The organism is Corynebacterium sp. MSK218, assembly GCF_030232655.1.
GTDB lineage: Bacteria > Actinomycetota > Actinomycetes > Mycobacteriales > Mycobacteriaceae > Corynebacterium.
Genome location: NZ_JASPGN010000009.1, coordinates 59,771 through 78,906, shown reverse-complemented (window position 1 = coordinate 78,906; position 19,136 = coordinate 59,771). Strand labels below are relative to the sequence as shown.

Sequence of the window (19,136 nt, the reverse complement as noted above, 5' to 3'; positions counted from 1 at the left end):
ACCACCGTGAGGTAGAACATGAAATCTGAAGACGCAATCGTTGACGCCTTCTACGAGAGCGAAGACGATGTCCCCTCCAAGAAGGGCATCTGGCGCCTTTTTGTCTACAGTGCCATCGGCGCTTTCGTATTCTTCTTTCCCATCAGCTACGACGGGAAGAAATCCATCCCGCTTGACCACATGGTCACCATCATCCGCACCTATGCCGAGGAGTTCGTGCCCTGGTTCATCCTGGCGCTAGCGCTTTACGGCACGGTGCGCAGCATCGTGAACAAGAATTGGCAGGAGGGGCCGCTGCAGGCGGTCTTTACTGTTCTCAATGTGGTGGGACTGGTGGTCTCCTTCCTCATGGTCATTGGAACTCTGCCGGGAGTGCTGGGCAACGACGACATCGTGCCTTTCCTGTGGAACTCCATCGCCACGCCAGTGGGACTCATTGTTCCTATTGGTGGTGCCTTCTTGGGCCTGCTCATTGGCTATGGCCTGCTGGAATTCGTGGGCGTGTTCATGCAGCCCATCATGCGCCCGCTGTGGCGCACGCCGGGGCGCTCCGCCATTGACGCGGTGGCCTCCTTCGTGGGTTCTTATTCGTTGGGAATCCTCATTACTGACCGTGTGTATCAGCGTGGCGGTTATACCGCGCGTGAGGCGTCCATTATTGCGACGGGCTTCTCGACGGTGTCAGCGGCGTTCATGGTTATCGTGGCCAAGCAGCTCGACCTAATGGACATGTGGGGCATCTACTTTGCGGTTTCCCTCGTGGTGACCTTCCTGGTCACGGCGATCACCGTGTGGATTCCGCCGTTGAGCAGGATTCCGAATGAGTATGTGGGTGGCGTGGAGCCAGATCCGGAAAAGCCGGTCAAGGGCAACTTCATCAAGGCCGCCTGGCGCGAGGCGCTGCTAGCTCTGGACCGTGCGCCCTCCTTGGGTGCTGCCATTTGGGAGAACCTGCGCGATGGTGTGCGCATGGCGGCAGCGATTGTGCCCTCCATCATGTCCGTGGGCTTGATTGGCCTTGTGCTGGCAAACTTCACTCCGCTCTTCGATTGGCTGGGCTACCTGTTCTACCCGTTCGCGTGGATTGTCCAGCTGCCGGAGCCAGCACTGGCGGGCAAGGCGGCGGCCATGGGAATCGCGGAAATGTTCCTTCCCGCAACCGTGGCGGCTGGCTCCTCAAGCATGGTGCTGAAGTTCGTCATCGGTGTGGTCGCCATTTCCGCCATCATCTTCTTCTCCGCGCTGGTGCCCTGCATCATGGCCACCAAGATTCCGATCAAGCTATGGCACTTGGTCGTCATTTGGTTCGAGCGTGTGGTGCTCACCATCATCATTACGACGCCGATTGCGTTTTTGGTGACCTAACTAGGGCTCACACGAGGGCTCATTAGACTGTGGGCTCATGAGTACCTCCCGAGTCCCGGCGGCGCGCAATGCGCTGGAAATCCTCCGGCTGTTGTCTACCATCGACGTGCCGATTTCCGCCGCACGCATTCGCAGCGAGCTGAATTTGCCGCGGTCCTCCACTTACCACCTACTCAAGGAAATGGTGGACGCGGGATTCGTGGTGCACGTTCCGGAGAATCAGACCTATGGCTTGGGCCTTGCTGCCTACTCCATGGCCGCGGCGTATGCCACGCAACAGCCCCTCGTGCGAGCAACGCAGGGGCACCTCGAACGCATAGCCAGCCGTGTGGGCGGCTCGGGGCACCTGTCGCGCCTGGCGGGATCGGAAATCCTCTACCTCAACGAGGTGCGCGCGCCAGGGGCGTTGTCCTTGGTGACGGAAAGGGGAGTGCGGCTGCAAGCGCAACGGACGGCCTCCGGGCGAGCCATGCTGGCGCTGCTTCCGGAAGCAGAATGGCGGGCGGCATACTTCCCCGGTCCCTTGGGATTTGGTGAATACAAGGACATCCTGCGCCAAGTGCGTAAGCGCGGGTGGGCCGAAGAGATTGAGGTGGTGGCGCGCGGTCAGGCGTCGGTAGGCGTGGCGGTGGTGGATCACGTTGGCAGACCCGCGGCGGCGCTGGCGGTAACCTTTCCGGTGGGCACTGCCGATGCTGCCAGCGTGGCGCAGCAACTGCACGAAGCCGCGCAGCAGGTGGCGGGGAGGATGTATGGACGCGGCTAGCGAGGGCAGAGTGTACGCAGAAAGTCTTGGCGCGCCGGGGAGCCTGTTGTACTATGAGCGCAGCGCGTAAGGCTGTCGCGCGTATCACTATTTTTCTAAACTTGTGAAAGCAAGTACGTATTTTCGCGTGCCTTTCTCCCCACCGGTGGGTGAGGTGCGGGCAACGCGGCGACGTTGAAGGAGCCTTACATGTCTCATACTTATCCTTCCACCGTGACTGTGGGAATCGGTGCCTTAAGCATCGAGGAGGTCGTGGCCGTTGCGCGCTGTGGCGCGAAGGTAGAAATCTCCAATGAAGCGCTAAATGAAATCGCCACCACGCGTGACCGCGTGGAAGAGCTGGCCCAGGACCCGACTCCGGTGTATGGAATCTCCACTGGTTTCGGTGCGCTTGCGCGCCGCCACATTCCGGAAGAGATGCGCGCCCAGCTGCAGCTGTCCTTGGTGCGCTCCCATGCCGCGGGTACCGGCCCGGAGGTAGAGACCGAAGTGATTCGCGCTCTTATGCTTCTGCGCCTGTCTACCTTGTGCACCGGCCGTACCGGCGTGCGTCCGGTCGTGGCTGAGACCTATGCGGCAGTGCTTAATGCCAACATTCACCCGGTGGTTCGCGAATACGGTTCCCTGGGCTGTTCCGGTGACTTGGCTCCACTTGCGCACTGTGCGCTGGCCTTGCTTGGTGAAGGTGAGGTGCGCGTTAACGGCGGTGAGGTTACCCCGGCCGCCGAAGCCCTTGCGGCTGCGGGCATTGAGCCGCTGCAGCTGCGTGAGAAAGAAGGCCTTGCCCTTATCAACGGCACCGATGGCATGCTGGGTCAGCTCTGCCTGGCCATTACTGACCTGCGTGAATTGGCCAAGATGGCTGATATCGCCACTGCGATGACCGTGGAAGGCCTGCTGGGAACCTTGGTGGTCTTCGCCGACGACCTGCAGCAGCTGCGCCCGCACCCGGGCCAGGCTGATGCTGCTGCCAATATCCTCACCGTGGCAGAAGGTTCTGCGATTCTGGAGGCCGCCCTTGAGGAATTCAAGAAGAACCAGGTGCAGGATGCCTACTCGGTGCGTTGTGCGCCGCAGGTGGCCGGTGGCTTCCGCGATACCTTGGCGCACACCGCGCTGGTGGCCGAACGTGAACTGGCTGCCGCCGTTGATAATCCTGTCGTAGCCAAGGACGGGCGCGTCGTCTCCAACGGCAACTTCCATGGCGCGCCGGTGGCCTATGCGCTGGACTTCCTGGCGATTGTGGTGGCTGACCTAGCCTCCATTTCTGAGCGCCGCACCGACCGCTTCCTCGACACTGCCCGCAACCGAGGCCTTAACGCTTTCTTGGCCGATGATCCAGGCGTGGACTCCGGCCACATGATTGCGCAGTATGCGCAGGCGGGCATTGTTTCTGAGCTCAAGCGCTTGGCCACCCCATCCTCGGCGGATTCCATTCCGTCCTCGGCCATGCAGGAGGACCACGTTTCCATGGGCTGGTCTGGTGCGCGCAAGCTGCGCAAGGCCGTCGACGGCCTGCAGCGCGTGCTCGCCATCGAAATCCTTACCGCCGCCCGCGCCATCGATATGCGCGAAGGTGAGCCTGCCAAGGGCACCGGCGCGGTCATTGATGCTCTGCGCCAGACCGTCCAGGGCCCGGGCACCGACCGCTACCTCTCCCCGGAGATTGAGGAGACCGTGCGCCTAGTCAAGGAGGGCGCTCTGGTGGCCGCGGTAGAGGAGGCCGTCGGCACGCTGCGCTAAGCGCCATCCCTGCCCCATGGTCGTGCTGTCCCGCACGTTCCATGGGGCTTTTTCTGTGCGCACCGCCCCCTAGGCACCGGTCGCTCGACAGTCTGGAATCTGAGACAGATAGCCGAAAAGTACCCTAGATCAAGGTCATGGGTCACAGTAACTTGTCCTGTGTGACGCCGACCAAGCCTCTAGGGACAGCCCCGGGAAACCGGCCTGGGGCTTGGGAGGGCGTCGAGAAGCACGAGCGAAAGGAAGTCATGTCTGAACCCCGCGAAGTACGCGCCCCGCGCGGAACCGAACTCACCGCCAAGTCTTGGCAGACCGAAGCCCCGCTGCGCATGCTCATGAATAACCTCGACCCCGAGGTTGCTGAGCGCCCCGAGGACCTCGTGGTCTACGGCGGCACCGGCCGAGCTGCCCGCAGCTGGGAAGCCTTCGATGCCATCGTGGAGTCGCTCAAGGACCTTGAATCTGATGAGACCCTGCTGGTGCAGTCCGGCAAGCCGGTGGGTATCTGGAAGACCAACGAGTGGGCACCGCGCGTGCTCATTGCCAATTCCAACCTGGTCGGTGACTGGGCTAATTGGGAGCACTTCCGCAAGCTCGAGGATGAGGGCCTCATGATGTACGGCCAAATGACGGCCGGTTCCTGGATTTACATCGCTACCCAGGGCATCCTGCAAGGCACTTTCGAGACCTTCGCGGCCGTGGCCAAGAAGCGCTTCAACGGAACGCTTGCCGGCACGTTCACCCTGACCGGTGGCTGCGGCGGCATGGGCGGCGCACAGCCGCTGTCCGTCACCCTCAATGGCGGCGCTTGCCTCATCGTCGATGTTGATGAGACCCGCCTGAAGCGCCGCCAGTCCAAGCGCTACCTCGATGAGGTTGTTACCGACCTGGATGAGGCACTCAAGCTGGTGCTCGACGCCAAGGAGAACAAGAAGCCACTGTCTGTTGGCCTCGTAGGCAACGCTGCTGAGGTCTTCCCGGAGGTGCTGCGCCGCCAGCGTGCAGGCGAGTTCACCGTGGATATCGTTACCGACCAGACCTCCGCGCACGATCCGCTGAGCTACCTGCCCACGGAAATCACTGTGGAAGATTGGCACAACGAGGCTAAGGCAGATCCGACGACCTTCACCAAGAAGGCTCGCGAGTCCATGGCTGCTCAGGTTCAGGCCATGGTGGAATTCCAGGACGAAGGTGCGGAGGTCTTCGACTACGGCAACTCCATCCGTGACGAGGCCCGCAAGGCCGGCTACCAGCGCGCCTTCGAGTTCCCAGGCTTCGTTCCGGCCTACATCCGCCCGCTCTTCTGCGAGGGCTTGGGCCCGTTCCGCTGGGCAGCGCTCTCCGGGGACCCGGAGGACATCAAGGTCACCGACCAAGCGCTCAAGGAGCTCTTCCCGGACAACGAGCACCTACACAACTGGCTCGATGCTGCGGAAGAGTACGTGGAGTTCGAGGGCCTGCCGGCACGTATTTGCTGGCTGGGCTACAACGAGCGCCACAAGGCTGGCTTGCTCTTCAATGACCTGGTCAAGGAAGGCAAGATTAAGGCCCCGATCGTCATCGGCCGCGACCACCTGGACTCCGGCTCCGTGGCCTCTCCCTACCGCGAGACCGAGGCCATGCTCGACGGTACCGATGCCGTGGCCGACTGGCCGCTGCTCAACGCCATGACCGCTGTCTCTTCCGGTGCCACCTGGGTCTCCATCCACCACGGCGGCGGTGTGGGCATGGGACGCTCCATCCACGCTGGTCAGGTCACCGTCGCCGATGGCACCGAGCTGGCCGCCGCCAAGCTGCGCGCGGTGCTCACCAACGACCCGGGCATGGGCGTTATCCGCCACGTGGATTCCGGTTACACTCGCGCCAAGGAAGTTGCCGACGAGCGCGGCGTGCGTATCCCGATGGAATTCAAGGCCCGCGACTAGACAAGAGAGGAAAAGAAGATCATGTCCACCCTGTTTACTGGAATCTCAGAGCTGCGCACGGTGTCAGAGGCAGGCACGCTTGCCGACGCCTCCCTCATCGCCAACACCGACGGCACCATCGCCTGGATCGGATCGGCGTCCGAGGCGCCGGCCGCGGACGAGAAGGTCGACCTTGGCGGGCGCGCAGTTCTGCCGGGCTGGGTGGATTCCCATACCCACATGATCTTCGATGGCGACCGCTCCGCCGAATTCGAGGCCCGCATGGCGGGCGAGTCCTATCAGGCCGGCGGCATCGCCGTGACCATGGATGCGACCCGCTCGGCGGGGGAGGAGCGCCTGGAAAAGCTTTTGGTGGAGCGGATTGCCGCCGCCCACCGCGGTGGTACGACGACCCTGGAGACCAAGACCGGATACGGTCTCGATACCGAATCTGAGGTCGAGGCTGCTCGCGTGGCCGCCCGCCACGTTGATGACGTCACCTTCCTCGGCGCGCATCTCGTGCCGCCGGGAGCGGAAGCCGAAACCTATCTCAACGAGGTGGTCGGTCCCATGCTCGACGGCGTGGCCGAGCACGTGCAATGGATCGACGTCTTCTGCGAGCGCGGCGCCTTCAACGAGGAGCAGTCGCGCCGCGTACTGGAGGCAGGCAAGGCCCGCGGACTTGGTGTGCGCGTGCACGGCAACCAGCTCGGTGAGGGCCCTGGCGTAGCGCTCGCCGTGGAGTTGGGTGCGGCCTCCGTGGACCACGTCAACTACCTCAGCGACGCCGACGTTGAGGCGCTGGCTTCCTCTGACACCGTGGCCACGCTGTTGCCGGCCTGCGACTTGTCCACGCGGGAGCCGCTGGCCCCGGGGCGGAAGCTTCTTGACGCCGGCGCCACCGTCGCCATCGCCTCCAACCTCAACCCCGGCACGTCCTACACGTCCTCAATGAACTTCTGCGTGACCACGGCCGTGCTCCAGCAGCACCTCACGCTTGATGAGGCTATTGCTGCCGGCACCGTGGGCGGTGCCACCGCGCTGCGTCGCCAGAATGTTGGTGAAGGTAAGGATGCGCAGGGCCGCCCAGCCAAGGGTTCGCTGGTAGTCGGCGCTGCCGCTGACCTGCATGTCCTCGATGCCCCGAGCGCTATTCACCTGGCCTACCGTCCGGGTATGCCGATGACGTGGAAGACCTTCGTGGGTGGTCGCGAAGTGGGCTGATGAAGCCTCGCGAGTCTTAAAACTCTAGAGTGTGAAAGTTTGCAGTCTAGAGTGTAAAAAGTGCCACGCTGCTGTAGGCTGTGGGCATGCACTGGACGGTTGAACAGCTCGAGGAATACCTCGAGCACTGCCGCCTCAGGCAGTCGGATACCACGACTGTGGAGGTGAAATCGGGACGCAGAGGAATGCCTCAATCTTTAGGGGCAACACTGTGTGCCTTTGCCAATATGCCTCGCGGAGGCACGGTCATCATTGGCGTCTCAGAACCGGACTTTGTGGTGCAGGGAGTTGACAGCCCTGCCACCATCGAGAGCGCCTTGGCAGACCAGGCGCGTACTCTCGTGGAGCCGGCCCCCTATATCGAAACGCAGACCCTGTACGTGGAGGGTCGCGCTGTTGTGCTGGGACACGTGGAAGGGTTACTTCCGCACCAGCGGCCAGCGTTGTATCGCGGCCGCCCTTATTTGCGCATGGCTGATGGTGACTACGTGATGAGCTCAAATGACCTCCGCATGGTAGAGGTTGACAAGCTTCATGCGCGTGAGGCCATGGCCTACGATTCGGTACCCGTACCAGGCTCCGGACTGGACGTCTGCGAAGAATCAGCAGTGAAATCTGCCATTGTGGAGCTACGCAAAGCTACGCCTCGCCTCACAGAGGTCAGCGATACGGAGCTGCTTGAGCTTTTCCGTGTGGTGGATGTTCAGGGACAATTGAGCGTGGCCGGGCTCTACGCATTGGGGCGCTTTCCACAGGGGTTCTTTCCGGACCTTCATATTTCAGCCGCAGTCCAATATCCAGCTGGGGACGAAGGGCCGCGTACTCGCAATCTCGAAGAATTCTATGGCTCCGTGCCTGAGCTTGTGGATGCCGCGGTGGCGTGGGTGGAACGCAACATCGATGTTGATTTGGTGTACGGGACTGATGGCCATGTGCGTGAAGTACCGGAGCTTCCCATGGCGGCGGTGCGTGAGGTCATAGCCAATGCCGTGGTCCATAGAGACCTCGGGCCAGAAAGCCTGGGTGCCGGTAAATTCATCACTATTCGGCTGACCCGTCAGGCACTTATCGTGACCAGTCCTGGTGGGTTACGCGGCATCTCCGTGGAGGAATTGTCGGGAACAATTTTGTCGCCGGTGGCGGTAAATCCGCGGCTGTACACTTTGGCGACCAAGCTGCGCCTTGACGACGGTGAACGGGTCATCGAGGGCCAGGGCGGAGGCATGCGTGTGGTGTTTGATTCGTTGAGACGTGCTGGGCTGCGTGCGCCGACGCTTATCGATACTGGCGTGCGCTTCACCGTCATTCTGTGGCGCCCGACAAAGGGCAACGAGCCCGACAACGCTTCGTTCCACCAAGCGCCGGTAGAGCCGCCACTTGTTTCTCCACCGAGTGCTGTGGAACCCACCAGCAGCGTGGTGGAGGACAGTCTTGTTGCCCAACTCGGTGGAAACGCGGCTCTTGTTCTTTCTGCTTTGAGGCGGCAGGGAGCACTGCCACTCGTTGACATTGTGGCTAACACTCGCCTCACACGCGGCCAAGTTCGTTACGCCTTGGACAAGCTTATGAAATCTGGGCGGGTAGTGATGAACGGCAAACATGGAGACCGTGCCACGCGTTATGCCCCGCATGATCCGGACACAGAGTAAGTGCATGCCAGGTACTCGGCTGACGAAATGGCTAAATAAGAGTAGGTGCCGTACTCTGGTCTGAGCAATGAGCATTACCGATAACGCCACCGGCGGCGTGAACGAGCCGGAAGAATTCAATATGTCGGAATCTCAGGAAAACTCGCAAGGTGGCGAGGCGCAGGACGCTTCGCAGGCTTCTAGCCAGGACACCGGGGCTGCGAATAACCCTGAGGACACCGGCGCTGAAGAAACTTCAGCCACTGACAACTCCCAGGGTTTTGCACACCTCGGTTTGCCTGATGACGTTCAGGAAGCCGTAGCCAAGGTGGGCTTTACCCAGCCATCCCCGATCCAGGCAGAGACCATCCCGATCCTCATGGAAGGGCGCGACGTCGTCGGCCTCGCCCAGACCGGTACGGGTAAAACCGCAGCCTTTGCGCTGCCGGTTCTCTCCCAGATCGATACTGATGCCCGCCATCCGCAGGCACTCGTTCTCGCGCCCACGCGCGAGCTGGCCCTTCAGGTCGCGGACTCCTTCCAGTCCTTCGCCGACCACCTGGGCCGCATTGAGGTCCTGCCTATCTATGGCGGCCAGGCCTACGGCATCCAGCTGTCTGGATTGCGCCGAGGTGCCCAGGTCATCGTGGGTACTCCGGGCCGTGTCATCGACCACTTGGAGAAGGGCTCGCTGGACATCTCCCAGCTGCGTTTCCTCGTCCTCGATGAGGCGGACGAGATGCTCAACATGGGCTTCCAAGAAGACGTTGAGCGCATTCTTGAGGACACTCCGGAGGACAAGCAGGTAGCACTGTTCTCGGCCACCATGCCGAACTCCATTCGCCGCCTGTCCAAGCAGTACCTCAACAACCCAGCGGAGGTTACGGTCAAGTCTGAGCGCCGCACGAATGACAACATCACGCAGCGCTTCCTACTGACCCCGCACCGCCACAAGATGGATGCGTTTACCCGCATCCTGGAGGTCATTGACTACGACGCCATCATCGTCTTCTGCCGCACCAAGCATGAGACCGAAGAGGTTGCGGACAACCTCAAGGAGGCTGGCTACAACGCAGCCGCCATCAATGGCGACATTGCCCAGCAGCAGCGTGAGCGCACCGTGGACCAGCTCAAGGACGGCCGCCTGGACATCCTCGTGGCTACTGACGTGGCAGCGCGTGGTCTTGACGTGGACCGCATTACCCACGTGGTCAACTACGACATCCCGAATGACACTGAGTCTTACGTGCACCGCATCGGCCGCACCGGCCGTGCTGGCCGCACTGGTGAGGCCATCCTGTTCGTCACTCCGCGTGAGCGCCGTATGTTGCGCTCCATTGAGCGCGTGACCAACGCTCGCCTCGAAGAGATGGACCTGCCGACTGCTGACGAGGTCAACGCAAAGCGCAAGGAGAAATTCTTCAACTCCATCGGCGCCTCGCAGGAGGACAAGCAGTTCGAGTTCTTCCGCGACATGGTGCGCGAGTACTCCGCTGCAGAAAACGTGGCCATGGATGACATCGCTGCATCCATTGCAGTGCTGCTGCAGGGCGGTACGGACTTCCTGCTGAAGGAACGTCCCGTCACCAAGAAGGACCGCCGTGAGCGTGAGCGCTTTGAGCGTGATGGCCGCGGCCGTGATCGCGACGGCCGTGGCCGTGACCGCGGTGGCCGCGACCGTGACCGTGGCCCGCGCCGCCCAGACGGTGACTTTGAGACCTACCGTCTGGACGTGGGCAAGCGTCAGAACGTGCGCCCAGGTGCCATCGTTGGTGCACTGGCCAACGAAGGCGGACTGACCTCCAAGGACTTTGGCCGCATCACCATCGCGGTAGGCCACACCCTGGTGGATCTGCCGAAGAATCTGGACCCGGCAGTACTGGACCGTCTCAAGGACACCCGCATCTCCGGCCAGCTCATCAAGATTCAAAAGGATACCGGCCGCCCGCCACGCCGCAACTTCGACGATGACCGCGGTGGCCGCGGTGGCCGTGGAGGTCGTGGTGGCCGAGGCGGATATCGTGACCGCGACCGCGGCGGACGTGGCGGCCGTGGAGGCTGGCGCGATTAAGCAACTGTCGGCACTGGTGACGTACTAGTGCCAACACAGAAAACCTCCCGAACTCTGAAAAGTCTTCGCTCAGATGGGGATTTATGAGCAGACTTTTTAGAGTTCGGGAGGTTTTATGCTAGCGGTGCGCTGTGTTTGCGCTCTGGTAGCGCACTAGACGTACATGAGGATGGCGCAGACAACCCACAGCAGGTTGAAGATACCGGAGAACATCGCCAGCTGCTTCTTCAATTTGGCAACATCGGCGGTGCCGGGGGACGTGATGGCAGCCAAAGCCTTGTTCTGCTTCGGAATAACCATGGCGAGCAGGATGACCCATGCGATGACTGCGAGCAGGATTGCGATGTGGAACTGGACCTGGGACTTATAGGCGTCAAGGTCAGTAAGGAAGACTGCCAGACCGATAACCGGAACGATGGTAGAGATGTAGCCATAGGTGGTGGTGATCTTGTTGAGGACGCCCGCAGCACCAGCAGCGGACGCATCGCCAGCAGCGGCCTTCTCAAGTTGGCCCGGGAAGGCAGAAGTGGAGACACACACGGTACCGACCAACAAAATAGCGGCGAAGGCGTGGAGGAAGATGAGCAAGCTAGTCATGAGGAGAAGTATTTACCTTTCTGGTCATGGGTTTCCCTGCGAAAGTCTAACGGCGCTCCGTAATGAAATCGAATCGACACTGATGACGCATGGCCTCGTAGTCGCGGGCGGGAAGTGGTAGTTCATACTTCCGCGCCACGGCAGCGAGCCTTCGCGAATAGTCACACCGGTCTGTCGGTGGAAGCCAGTCACCAGGCAGTGAATCTGACTTTGCTTGGTTGAGAGTTCGGGCGGTGGCAACGAGGTTGAGTGGGTCGTTAGCAAACGCGAGCTTGTGCTCTCTTGTCCACGTCGACGCACCGAGGTCCCATGCTGCGGAGAGTGGAAAGACGTGGTCCACTTCAACGCGGTCCGGGGCAGGGCCGCTGGAGTAAGGGTCATAAAGGATGCCGTTGACGGTTTGGGTGTCTTTGATGGCCTCGCGTGTGCCGGGCAGCCAACCACCAAAGTCAGCACGTTCATAGCCGGGTGTCGATACGCGCGCGGGCACTGTGGCCACTCCTAGGTTGGGGCCGGGGAAGAAGTGGTAGACCCCGTAGACCAGGGTCGCAACGGAAAGCAGACTGATGTAGGCGGTGCGCGCGTTCATGCATTTTTAGACTGCGCGGTGGTTTGGGTGGTTCCCGCAAGAGTGGGAAGCTCGTGCGCGCATAGGCGTGTTGGATGGGTGCAGTCACACGGCATTTACTAGAAGGCATTAGTCAGAAGGTTTCTTTTTTTTGGGGGGGCAAAGGCACCTTTTAGAGGCCTTCACACGGCGTATTCGAGGTAAAGACGCCTTGTGAGAAATGCCTTTTGAGTAGTGACCAATGCGGTGCCCTGAATGCCACAAGCGAAACCCCGCCGCAGCAGTAACGGGACTGCTGAAGCGGGGTTCGCGCGTGAGGAGGGAGAGGGGAGAGGCTTACTTCTGAACCTTCTCCGCGGCCTCTTCGAAGTCGAGGTTCTTGTTGTTCTCGACGAGCTTGGCCAGGCGGGAAGCCTCCTCAAACTCCTGGGTGACCTTCTCATCCGGAGCCTTGGTGGCTATGGATACACCGATAGCCACAAGCAGGGCGGAGATGAAGCCCGGAACCAGCTCGTAGAGGGTATCGCTCAGCGGGCTCATGCCCCAGCCGATGGCCACGACGGCGCCGGTGAGCATGCCGGCGATGGCGCCGGTGGAGTTCAGGCGCTTCCAGTACAGCGACAGAAGGACAATCGGGCCGAAGGCAGAACCGAAACCAGCCCAGGCGAAGCCAACCAGACCCAGAATCGAGTCGGACGGGTTGATGGCCAGCAGAGCGGCGATGACAGCGATGGCCACCACGGCGGTACGGGAGAGATTGATCAGTACGTTTTGGCTCGGCTTCTTCTTGGCGAAGATGAGGTAGAGGTCCTCAATCAGGGAGGTGGAAACAACCAGCATCTGGGAGGACATGGTGGACATGATGGCTGCCAGAACAGCGGTCAGGACCAGACCAGCGAAGAGCGGGTGGAACATAACCTGTGCCATGTCCAAGAAGATGGTCTCGTAGTTCTCCTGGTCGGTGATGGAGTGGTTGGTCTCAGTGAAGAAGACGGTACCGGACAGCGCCACGAAGATAGCACCGATCAGGGAGATGCCCATCCAGCTGACGCCGTAGAAACGGCCCGCGCGGGCATCGGAAGGCTTACGCAGCGCCATGAAGCGCACGATGATGTGCGGCTGGCCAAAGTAGCCCAGGCCCCACGCCAAGTTACCAATGATGACGGCAGCGGAAACGCCGGAGAACAACGAGAAGTAGTTCGGGTTCTCAATAACGCCACCGGTGGCGTAGGGGTTCTCAGCAGCGAAGCTGAAGATCTCCCCCGGGTTGTCCAGGGAGAACAGCACCATGATCGGCACGATGATGAGGGAGGCGAACATGAGCAGGCCCTGGACGGTATCGGTATAGGACACCGCGAGGAAGCCACCGACGAAGGTGTAGAACACCGTCACGGCAGCCACGACGAGCATGCCGACCATGTAGTCGCCTCCGAAGCTGGACTCGAAGTAGCGGCCACCGGCGACCATGCCGGAGGACACGTAGAAGGTGAAGAAGAAGATAATGATGGCTGCAGCGATGATGCGCAGCATACGTGATTTATCGTGCAGACGGTTCTCGAAGAAGGACGGCACGGTAATGGAGTTGCCGGCAATTTCAGAGTAGGAGCGCAGACGCGGCGCAACCCACTTCCAGTTCGCCCAAGCACCGGCAAGAAGACCGATGGCCATCCAGAGCTCGGACATACCGGTGAGGAACAGGGCGCCAGGCAGGCCCATGAGAAGCCAGCCGGACATATCGGACGCACCGGCGGACAGTGCGGCTACGAACGGGTGAAGCCCGCGGCCGGCTAGAACATAGTCGTCGTATTCATCCGTCTGCTTGTAGCTCCAGAAGCCGATGGCGGCCATGGCAAGCAGATAGATGATCATCGCAACGACGTACCAAGTGGAGTCTTGCACTGATCTCTCCTTGAGATTGAGATTAAGAGTAGGACTCATTCACGCTAACGAGGTAAACGGCCCTGCCCAACTGAAAATCGGCAAGGTGACCAGTATTCGGTTACCTTGGTCACAGCTTAATGTACGGTCTTACTGGCGTAACGCTGAAATATAACGAGACTATAACAATTGGGTATTTCGGCAGCATTTGGGAACTTTCTGCACAAAGTGCCCCCAGATGGTGTGCTGCTAAACTGGCCGTTATGGCTTCTTACCTGCTGCATGGCCTCTGGCTGCCCGTCTCTGGCCTGAGTCTGTGGATCGAACAGGTCGAAGGACACAAGATCGTCATGCCCTCCGCCGTTCCTGAGGGCACCTTCCCCGATGTCGTCGACACCATCTTGGAGAAGAAGACGTTTCGCAACCGAGCGCGGGTATCGCTGCGCACGCCGAAGGGAAAAGACGTCTCCCTTATGGTGCCCATGGCCATGTTCGCGCCGGACGAGGCAGTTGAGACCCTGGCCAAATTGGAATTTCTCGATACTGGCAGCCAAGCGGTGACGGCAGAGCAGCGCTTGACCATTGCCCCAGATCTCATGTGGCTCATTCGGGCTTACCGCGGTCTCTACCGCTTTGTGCGCGCCGGACGCGTAACTATTCGCCTCTCCTACCAAGCCGGCGAGTGGTACCCCATGTGGCAGCTCGCCTCCGGATTAGGAGAGCGCAGCTGGCTGGCGGAGATGCTTGCCTCAGCACCAGGCATCCTGACGATTAATAACCGTGCGCTCTCTGATGATTTAGCTGATGAACTCACGCACTGGATCGCCTATACCCAGCTGCGCCCGCAGATCGATGCTCCACGGGCAGCTCCCTGGCATGATTTCGCCCTCTCGCTGCTGAAGACTGCACCAGTGAAGAAGGGGCGTGCCCAGCTGCTTCGCGGGCTCAACGAGTGGAAAGACTCCATCACCTCGGTAGATCTACAGCTGGTGTTCCTCGTTGAAGAGCCCAGCAATGATGAAGACCCTGAAGAGACCGTCTGGCCCATCCGCGTGCTTGTGCGCTCCGGCACCGATTCACCGCGGCCGGTGAAGCAGGAGCAGTTGGATCGGGGGAGCGTCGAGAAGCTGCGCGATGCCCGCCGCCACGCCTTTGACGTGGCCCCGCGCCTGAAATATAACTCTGGGGCACCTTCACCCTATGCCGGTGACTGGGACGTGTATCTGACGACTGAGCAGCTCGTGGAGTTTGTCACCCACGATGCTGCCGCCTTGCGCAAGGCCGGTTTTACCGTCATGCTGCCGAAGTCCTGGTCGCATATGGAGACTAAGGCCCGGCTAGAAACCGTCGAGGCTCACGATCCAGCGGAGGGCGCCACTAAGGCCCATATCGGCATGGAGAAACTCGTCAACTATGACTGGAAGCTCTCCGTCGGTGATACGCAGCTCACCGACGCCGAAATGGAGGAGCTGGTGAGGTCCAAGTCAGGCCTTATTAAGCTGCGCGGCGAGTGGGTCATGGCGGATACTCAGGCGCTCAACAAAATTCAGCAGTACATGCGCGAGCTCGCCGATACCGCCCGCAGGCGAGCCCTCAAGGAACTCGAACAGCTCGCCAAAACCGCAGAAATGGCTCGCCAGCTGGAGCAGCCCGGCTGGGAGGAGCTCGTTGCTGAAGTAGAGCGCCGCCGCAAGGAATTCAACGAAGGCGAAGAAGAAAACCTTGTCTCCATCGCGGACCTGCGCGAGATGGCGCTTAAGTCCATGGCGGAGGATCCCATCGCCTTTACCGGCTCGCAGTGGCACACCTCGCTGCTCGGAGGCCTGGAGACCACCGCCCCGGACCGCGTGGATATCCCGGATACCGTCCACGCGGAGCTGCGCGATTACCAGCGCCGCGGCGTGGACTGGCTCTATTGGATGTCCCAGAACAATATTGGAGCAGTGCTTGCCGACGACATGGGGTTGGGCAAAACCCTCCAACTACTGTCGTTGCTGGCCGTCGAAAAGGCGGCGGCGTCAAGCGCCGCCGCGAAAGACAAGGGCGCCGCGGGAAAGACGAACGCCGCGGAAGACAAGGACGCCGCGGGCCAAGAGGACACCGCGGCGTGGAACCCCACGCTGGTCGTCGCCCCCACCTCCGTCGTGGGCAACTGGGCTCGCGAGGCCGCGCGCTTCGTGCCGAGCTTCAAAGTCGTGGTCCAGCACGGCACTGGCAGGCTTAAAGGCGAGAAGCTTGTGGAGGCAGCGCAGAACGCTGACGTCGTGATTACCTCCTATGGCACCGTGGCCCGAGACTTCCTCACCCTGAGCAAGGTGGACTGGGACCGCGTCGTGCTCGATGAGGCCCAGGCCATCAAGAATGCAGCAACGCGCTCCTCCAAAGCAGTGCGCGCTATCCCGTCGCGCCACCGCGTGGCGCTGACCGGTACGCCGATTGAGAACCGCTTGTCAGAGATGCGCTCCATCCTGGACTACTGCAACCCCGGCATTCTCGGCTCGGCGTCCTTTTTCCGTAACCACTTTTCCAAGTCCATCGAACGCGAAGGCAACGAGGAGATGGCCGAGCGTCTCCGCCTTCTCACCGCGCCGTTTATCCTGCGCCGGCTCAAGACTGACCCGAACATCATCGATGACCTGCCTGACAAATCCGAGCAGATCATCACGGTGCGCATGACCGACGAGCAAGCAGCGCTGTATAAGGCACTCGTTGCTGACGTGGAACAAGCCCTAGGCAAAAAGGAGGGCATGTCGCGCCGCGGACTCGTGCTGGCCTCGCTTACGCGTATCAAACAGATCTGCAACCACCCGGCCCACTTCCTTGGTGACGGCAGCGCGGTCATCATTAAGGGCAAGCACCGCTCCGGCAAGGTGGAAGAGCTCATGCGCATCGTTGACCAGGCGATTGAATCTCGCGAGCGCGTGCTCATCTTTACCCAATACAAGGCCTTTGGCGATATCCTCCAGCCTTATCTATCCGACCAGTTGGGCACTGACATTCCTTTCCTCCACGGCGGGGTAAGTAAGAACAAACGTGACCAGATGGTGCAGGATTTCCAAGCCGACGATGGCGCTCCCGTTATGTTGCTCTCGCTGAAGGCGGGAGGTACGGGGTTGAACCTCACGGCGGCGTCGATTGTCGTGCACATGGACCGCTGGTGGAATCCGGCCGTGGAGAACCAAGCTACCGACCGTGCCTTCCGCATTGGCCAGGAGCGCAACGTGCAGGTCTACAAGATGATTACCGCTGGCACGCTGGAGGAATCCATCCAAGACATCCTCGACGGCAAGACGCAGCTCGCCGGCGCCGTGGTGGGCGAGGGCGAAGGCTGGCTCACGGAGCTAACCCCTGAGCAGCTGGCAGATCTCATGAGCTACAAGGGACAGGAGAACTAAATGGCACCGTCACGCCCTGGAGACGACAACGTCATCTACGCCAACTTTGGCACCCGCAAGCGCGTCAGCACCCCTGAGGAGGTCCACCGCGTAGACCGTGTACGCACGATGCAGCCGGCTGCCACGCGCGTGGTGAACTTTGTCAACGGGCAGACGGATTCCGGGCGCATCAGCCGTGGCCGCCAATACGCCACGGAAGGTCACGTCGTGGGCCTTGACGTGCGCAATGGTGCGGTCCACGGCAAGGTCGCCGGCTCCCAGAACGAGCCTTTCGCGGTGCTCATCCAGGTCCCGTACCGCAACAACGAGGACATTGGCCGTTTGTCGGAGATGTTTGCGCGTACCCCCAACTCCGTGGCGAAAGCCAGGGAGGGCATGCTTGCCGACGACACCCTCGACATCCTCTTTGCCGAATTCGCCGACGACCTCCGTTTCTCCTGCACCTGCCCTGATCCGGAGTATGTGTGCAAACACATCGTCGCCGTGGCAGATCGCCTTGCTGCCCGCATGGATGCCGATCCGTCTGTCATCTTTGCCCTGCGCGGACTGGACTTTGCTCGTTTGGAGCAATCCGTCATGGAGCAGGCGAAGGCCGCCTCGGAGGATTCCTATAGTGGTGTGGATATTGACCCTGAGGAGCGCAATGCCTTGTTCTGGGAAGGGCGCGAACTGCCACCCCTTCCCGAACCTAAGTACGCACCCGCGGTCGATGATTCTGACCCTGACCTGCTGCGCCGAGCCATGCGTGCGGTGAGCCATACGAACATAGATGTGCTTCGCGCAGTCTCCGATGTCGATGACCTTTACTACCATCTGACGCATTAACGATTTTGCCTCCGTGTCGAGTGAGGAGTAAGAATTCATGGCCGCTGTCACGTTTATCCATACCTCCGATTTTCAGCTGGGGATGACCCGCTGGTTCCTCTCACCAGCAGCGCAATCGCGCTTCGATGATGACCGTGAGGAGGCGGTAGCGCGGCTTGGCAAGCTAGCTACCGAAACGGGTGCCGAATTCATCGTCGTGGCCGGTGACGTGTTTGAGCACAACTCCCTCAACAAGTCCACGTTGCTGCGCGCAAAAGAGGTCTTCAAGAACTTGCCCGTGCCGGTCTATTTGCTGCCGGGCAACCATGACCCGCTCGTGGCGGACTCTATTTTCTTTCACTCTTTTGCAGATAACGTCCACGTTATTGCAGATTCCAACCCCATCGAGGTGCGCCCGGGTGTGGAAATCGTCGGCGCGCCCTACCTGTCGAAACGCGCGAATTACGACCTCGTGCGCCGTGCACTGGAGCCCTTGGAGCCTGTCGATAAGGCAGCGGGTGGGATCGCCCGCATCGCGGTGGGGCACGGCCAAGTGGAATCGCGTGCAGGTGAGTCCGCTGATACGGATGCGGACACCATTGACTTGGCATTCGTGGAGCGCTGCCTCGACGAAGGAACTATTGATTATCTCGCGCTGGGCGATACGCACTCCACAGCCTCTTTAGGCCGCACCGGAAAAGTGTGGTTCTCCGGCAGCCCGGAAACCACGGCTTTCGATGATCGCGAGCGTGATTCCGGTAATGCGTTGGTGGTGACGGTTGAGGGTGATCGGGTGGACGTCGCTAAGCATAGCGTCGGACGCTGGCACTTCCACGCCATTGATGCTGACCTTAACTCGATGGAGGAGGTTGAGCGTTTCTTGTCGGAGCTGGATGAGCTGCCGGGAAAGACGCGCACCGCGGTGAAGTACAGCCTGCGCGGAACGCTGGGCCTGAATGCACAAGCACGCCTGGAGCAGGGCCTGGCGGATTTGGAAGAGGTCTTTGCCTCCCTGAAACCGCGGGAGAGGACGATGGATCTGCATCTGGCGCCGTCGGAGGAGGAATTGGGCGAGTTGAGTCTGAGCGGCTACGCGGCCGATGCACTGGCAGAGTTGCTCGAGGATCTGGACAACCCCACCGCCCGTGATGCGGCCAACCTGCTGTTTCGTCTCAGTGCGAAGGGAGCCTAAA

General features: G+C 60.9%; 13 protein-coding genes. 10 read left to right on the top strand and 3 right to left on the bottom strand.

The features are described 5' to 3' along the window. The first annotated feature begins 18 nt into the window (after nucleotides 1-18). The 7 genes from QP922_RS08765 to QP922_RS08735 all read left to right on the top strand — a co-directional run bounded on the left by QP922_RS08765 (nucleotide 19) and on the right by QP922_RS08735 (nucleotide 10,701). Nucleotides 19-1,365: a YjiH family protein gene (locus QP922_RS08765; RefSeq protein WP_284808964.1), complete on the top strand. Its 1,347-nt coding sequence runs from the start codon at nucleotides 19-21 to the stop codon at nucleotides 1,363-1,365. Between the two features lie 37 nt (nucleotides 1,366-1,402). Continuing rightward, entirely contained in the window at nucleotides 1,403-2,131 is a 729-nt protein-coding gene (locus QP922_RS08760) for an IclR family transcriptional regulator (protein WP_070671793.1), read from the top strand. 189 nt (nucleotides 2,132-2,320) lie between these two features. Beyond that, on the top strand, nucleotides 2,321-3,874 hold the full coding sequence (gene hutH / locus QP922_RS08755) for a histidine ammonia-lyase (protein ID WP_284808961.1): 1,554 nt from the start codon (nucleotides 2,321-2,323) through the stop codon (nucleotides 3,872-3,874). A 248-nt stretch (nucleotides 3,875-4,122) separates the two neighbouring features. Continuing rightward, the gene (gene hutU / locus QP922_RS08750) at nucleotides 4,123-5,799 is read left to right on the top strand and encodes a urocanate hydratase (RefSeq protein WP_284808960.1); all 1,677 of its coding nucleotides are present in this window, start codon (nucleotides 4,123-4,125) and stop codon (nucleotides 5,797-5,799) included. A 21-nt stretch (nucleotides 5,800-5,820) separates the two neighbouring features. After that, nucleotides 5,821-7,002 (top strand): imidazolonepropionase, encoded by a 1,182-nt coding sequence (gene hutI / locus QP922_RS08745; protein ID WP_284808959.1) that lies wholly within the window; start codon nucleotides 5,821-5,823, stop codon nucleotides 7,000-7,002. 86 nt (nucleotides 7,003-7,088) lie between these two features. Beyond that, nucleotides 7,089-8,651 carry an RNA/DNA-binding domain-containing protein gene (locus QP922_RS08740; protein WP_284808957.1) on the top strand — a complete coding sequence of 521 codons (1,563 nt, stop codon included), beginning with the start codon at nucleotides 7,089-7,091 and terminating at the stop codon, nucleotides 8,649-8,651. A gap of 67 nt (nucleotides 8,652-8,718) precedes the next feature. Next, on the top strand, nucleotides 8,719-10,701 hold the full coding sequence (locus QP922_RS08735) for a DEAD/DEAH box helicase (protein WP_284808956.1): 1,983 nt from the start codon (nucleotides 8,719-8,721) through the stop codon (nucleotides 10,699-10,701). Between the two features lie 153 nt (nucleotides 10,702-10,854). Here the strand turns inward: QP922_RS08735 and QP922_RS08730 are convergent, their stop codons facing one another. The 3 genes from QP922_RS08730 to putP all read right to left on the bottom strand — a co-directional run bounded on the left by QP922_RS08730 (nucleotide 10,855) and on the right by putP (nucleotide 13,765). Then, nucleotides 10,855-11,298, bottom strand: coding sequence for a DUF2269 domain-containing protein (locus tag QP922_RS08730; RefSeq protein ID WP_070671780.1), 444 nt, complete (start codon nucleotides 11,296-11,298; stop codon nucleotides 10,855-10,857). A 46-nt stretch (nucleotides 11,299-11,344) separates the two neighbouring features. Beyond that, a complete protein-coding gene (locus tag QP922_RS08725) occupies nucleotides 11,345-11,887 on the bottom strand; it encodes an HNH endonuclease family protein (RefSeq protein WP_284808953.1) in 543 nt (180 codons plus the stop codon). 315 nt (nucleotides 11,888-12,202) lie between these two features. Beyond that, complete coding sequence (putP, locus tag QP922_RS08720) at nucleotides 12,203-13,765, bottom strand: sodium/proline symporter PutP (protein ID WP_284808951.1); 1,563 nt, start codon at nucleotides 13,763-13,765, stop codon at nucleotides 12,203-12,205. A 242-nt stretch (nucleotides 13,766-14,007) separates the two neighbouring features. On the opposite strand from putP, the gene QP922_RS08715 reads away from it, so the two are divergent. Genes QP922_RS08715 through QP922_RS08705 form a run of 3 tightly spaced genes read left to right on the top strand, consistent with a single transcriptional unit; the run spans nucleotide 14,008 to nucleotide 19,135 of the window. Beyond that, nucleotides 14,008-17,139: a DEAD/DEAH box helicase gene (locus tag QP922_RS08715; protein WP_284808949.1), complete on the top strand. Its 3,132-nt coding sequence runs from the start codon at nucleotides 14,008-14,010 to the stop codon at nucleotides 17,137-17,139. Further along, the gene (locus QP922_RS08710; RefSeq protein ID WP_284808947.1) at nucleotides 17,140-17,964 is read left to right on the top strand and encodes an SWIM zinc finger family protein; all 825 of its coding nucleotides are present in this window, start codon (nucleotides 17,140-17,142) and stop codon (nucleotides 17,962-17,964) included. A gap of 37 nt (nucleotides 17,965-18,001) precedes the next feature. Next, nucleotides 18,002-19,135 carry a metallophosphoesterase family protein gene (locus QP922_RS08705; RefSeq protein WP_284808946.1) on the top strand — a complete coding sequence of 378 codons (1,134 nt, stop codon included), beginning with the start codon at nucleotides 18,002-18,004 and terminating at the stop codon, nucleotides 19,133-19,135. The last annotated feature ends 1 nt before the right edge of the window (nucleotide 19,136 follow it).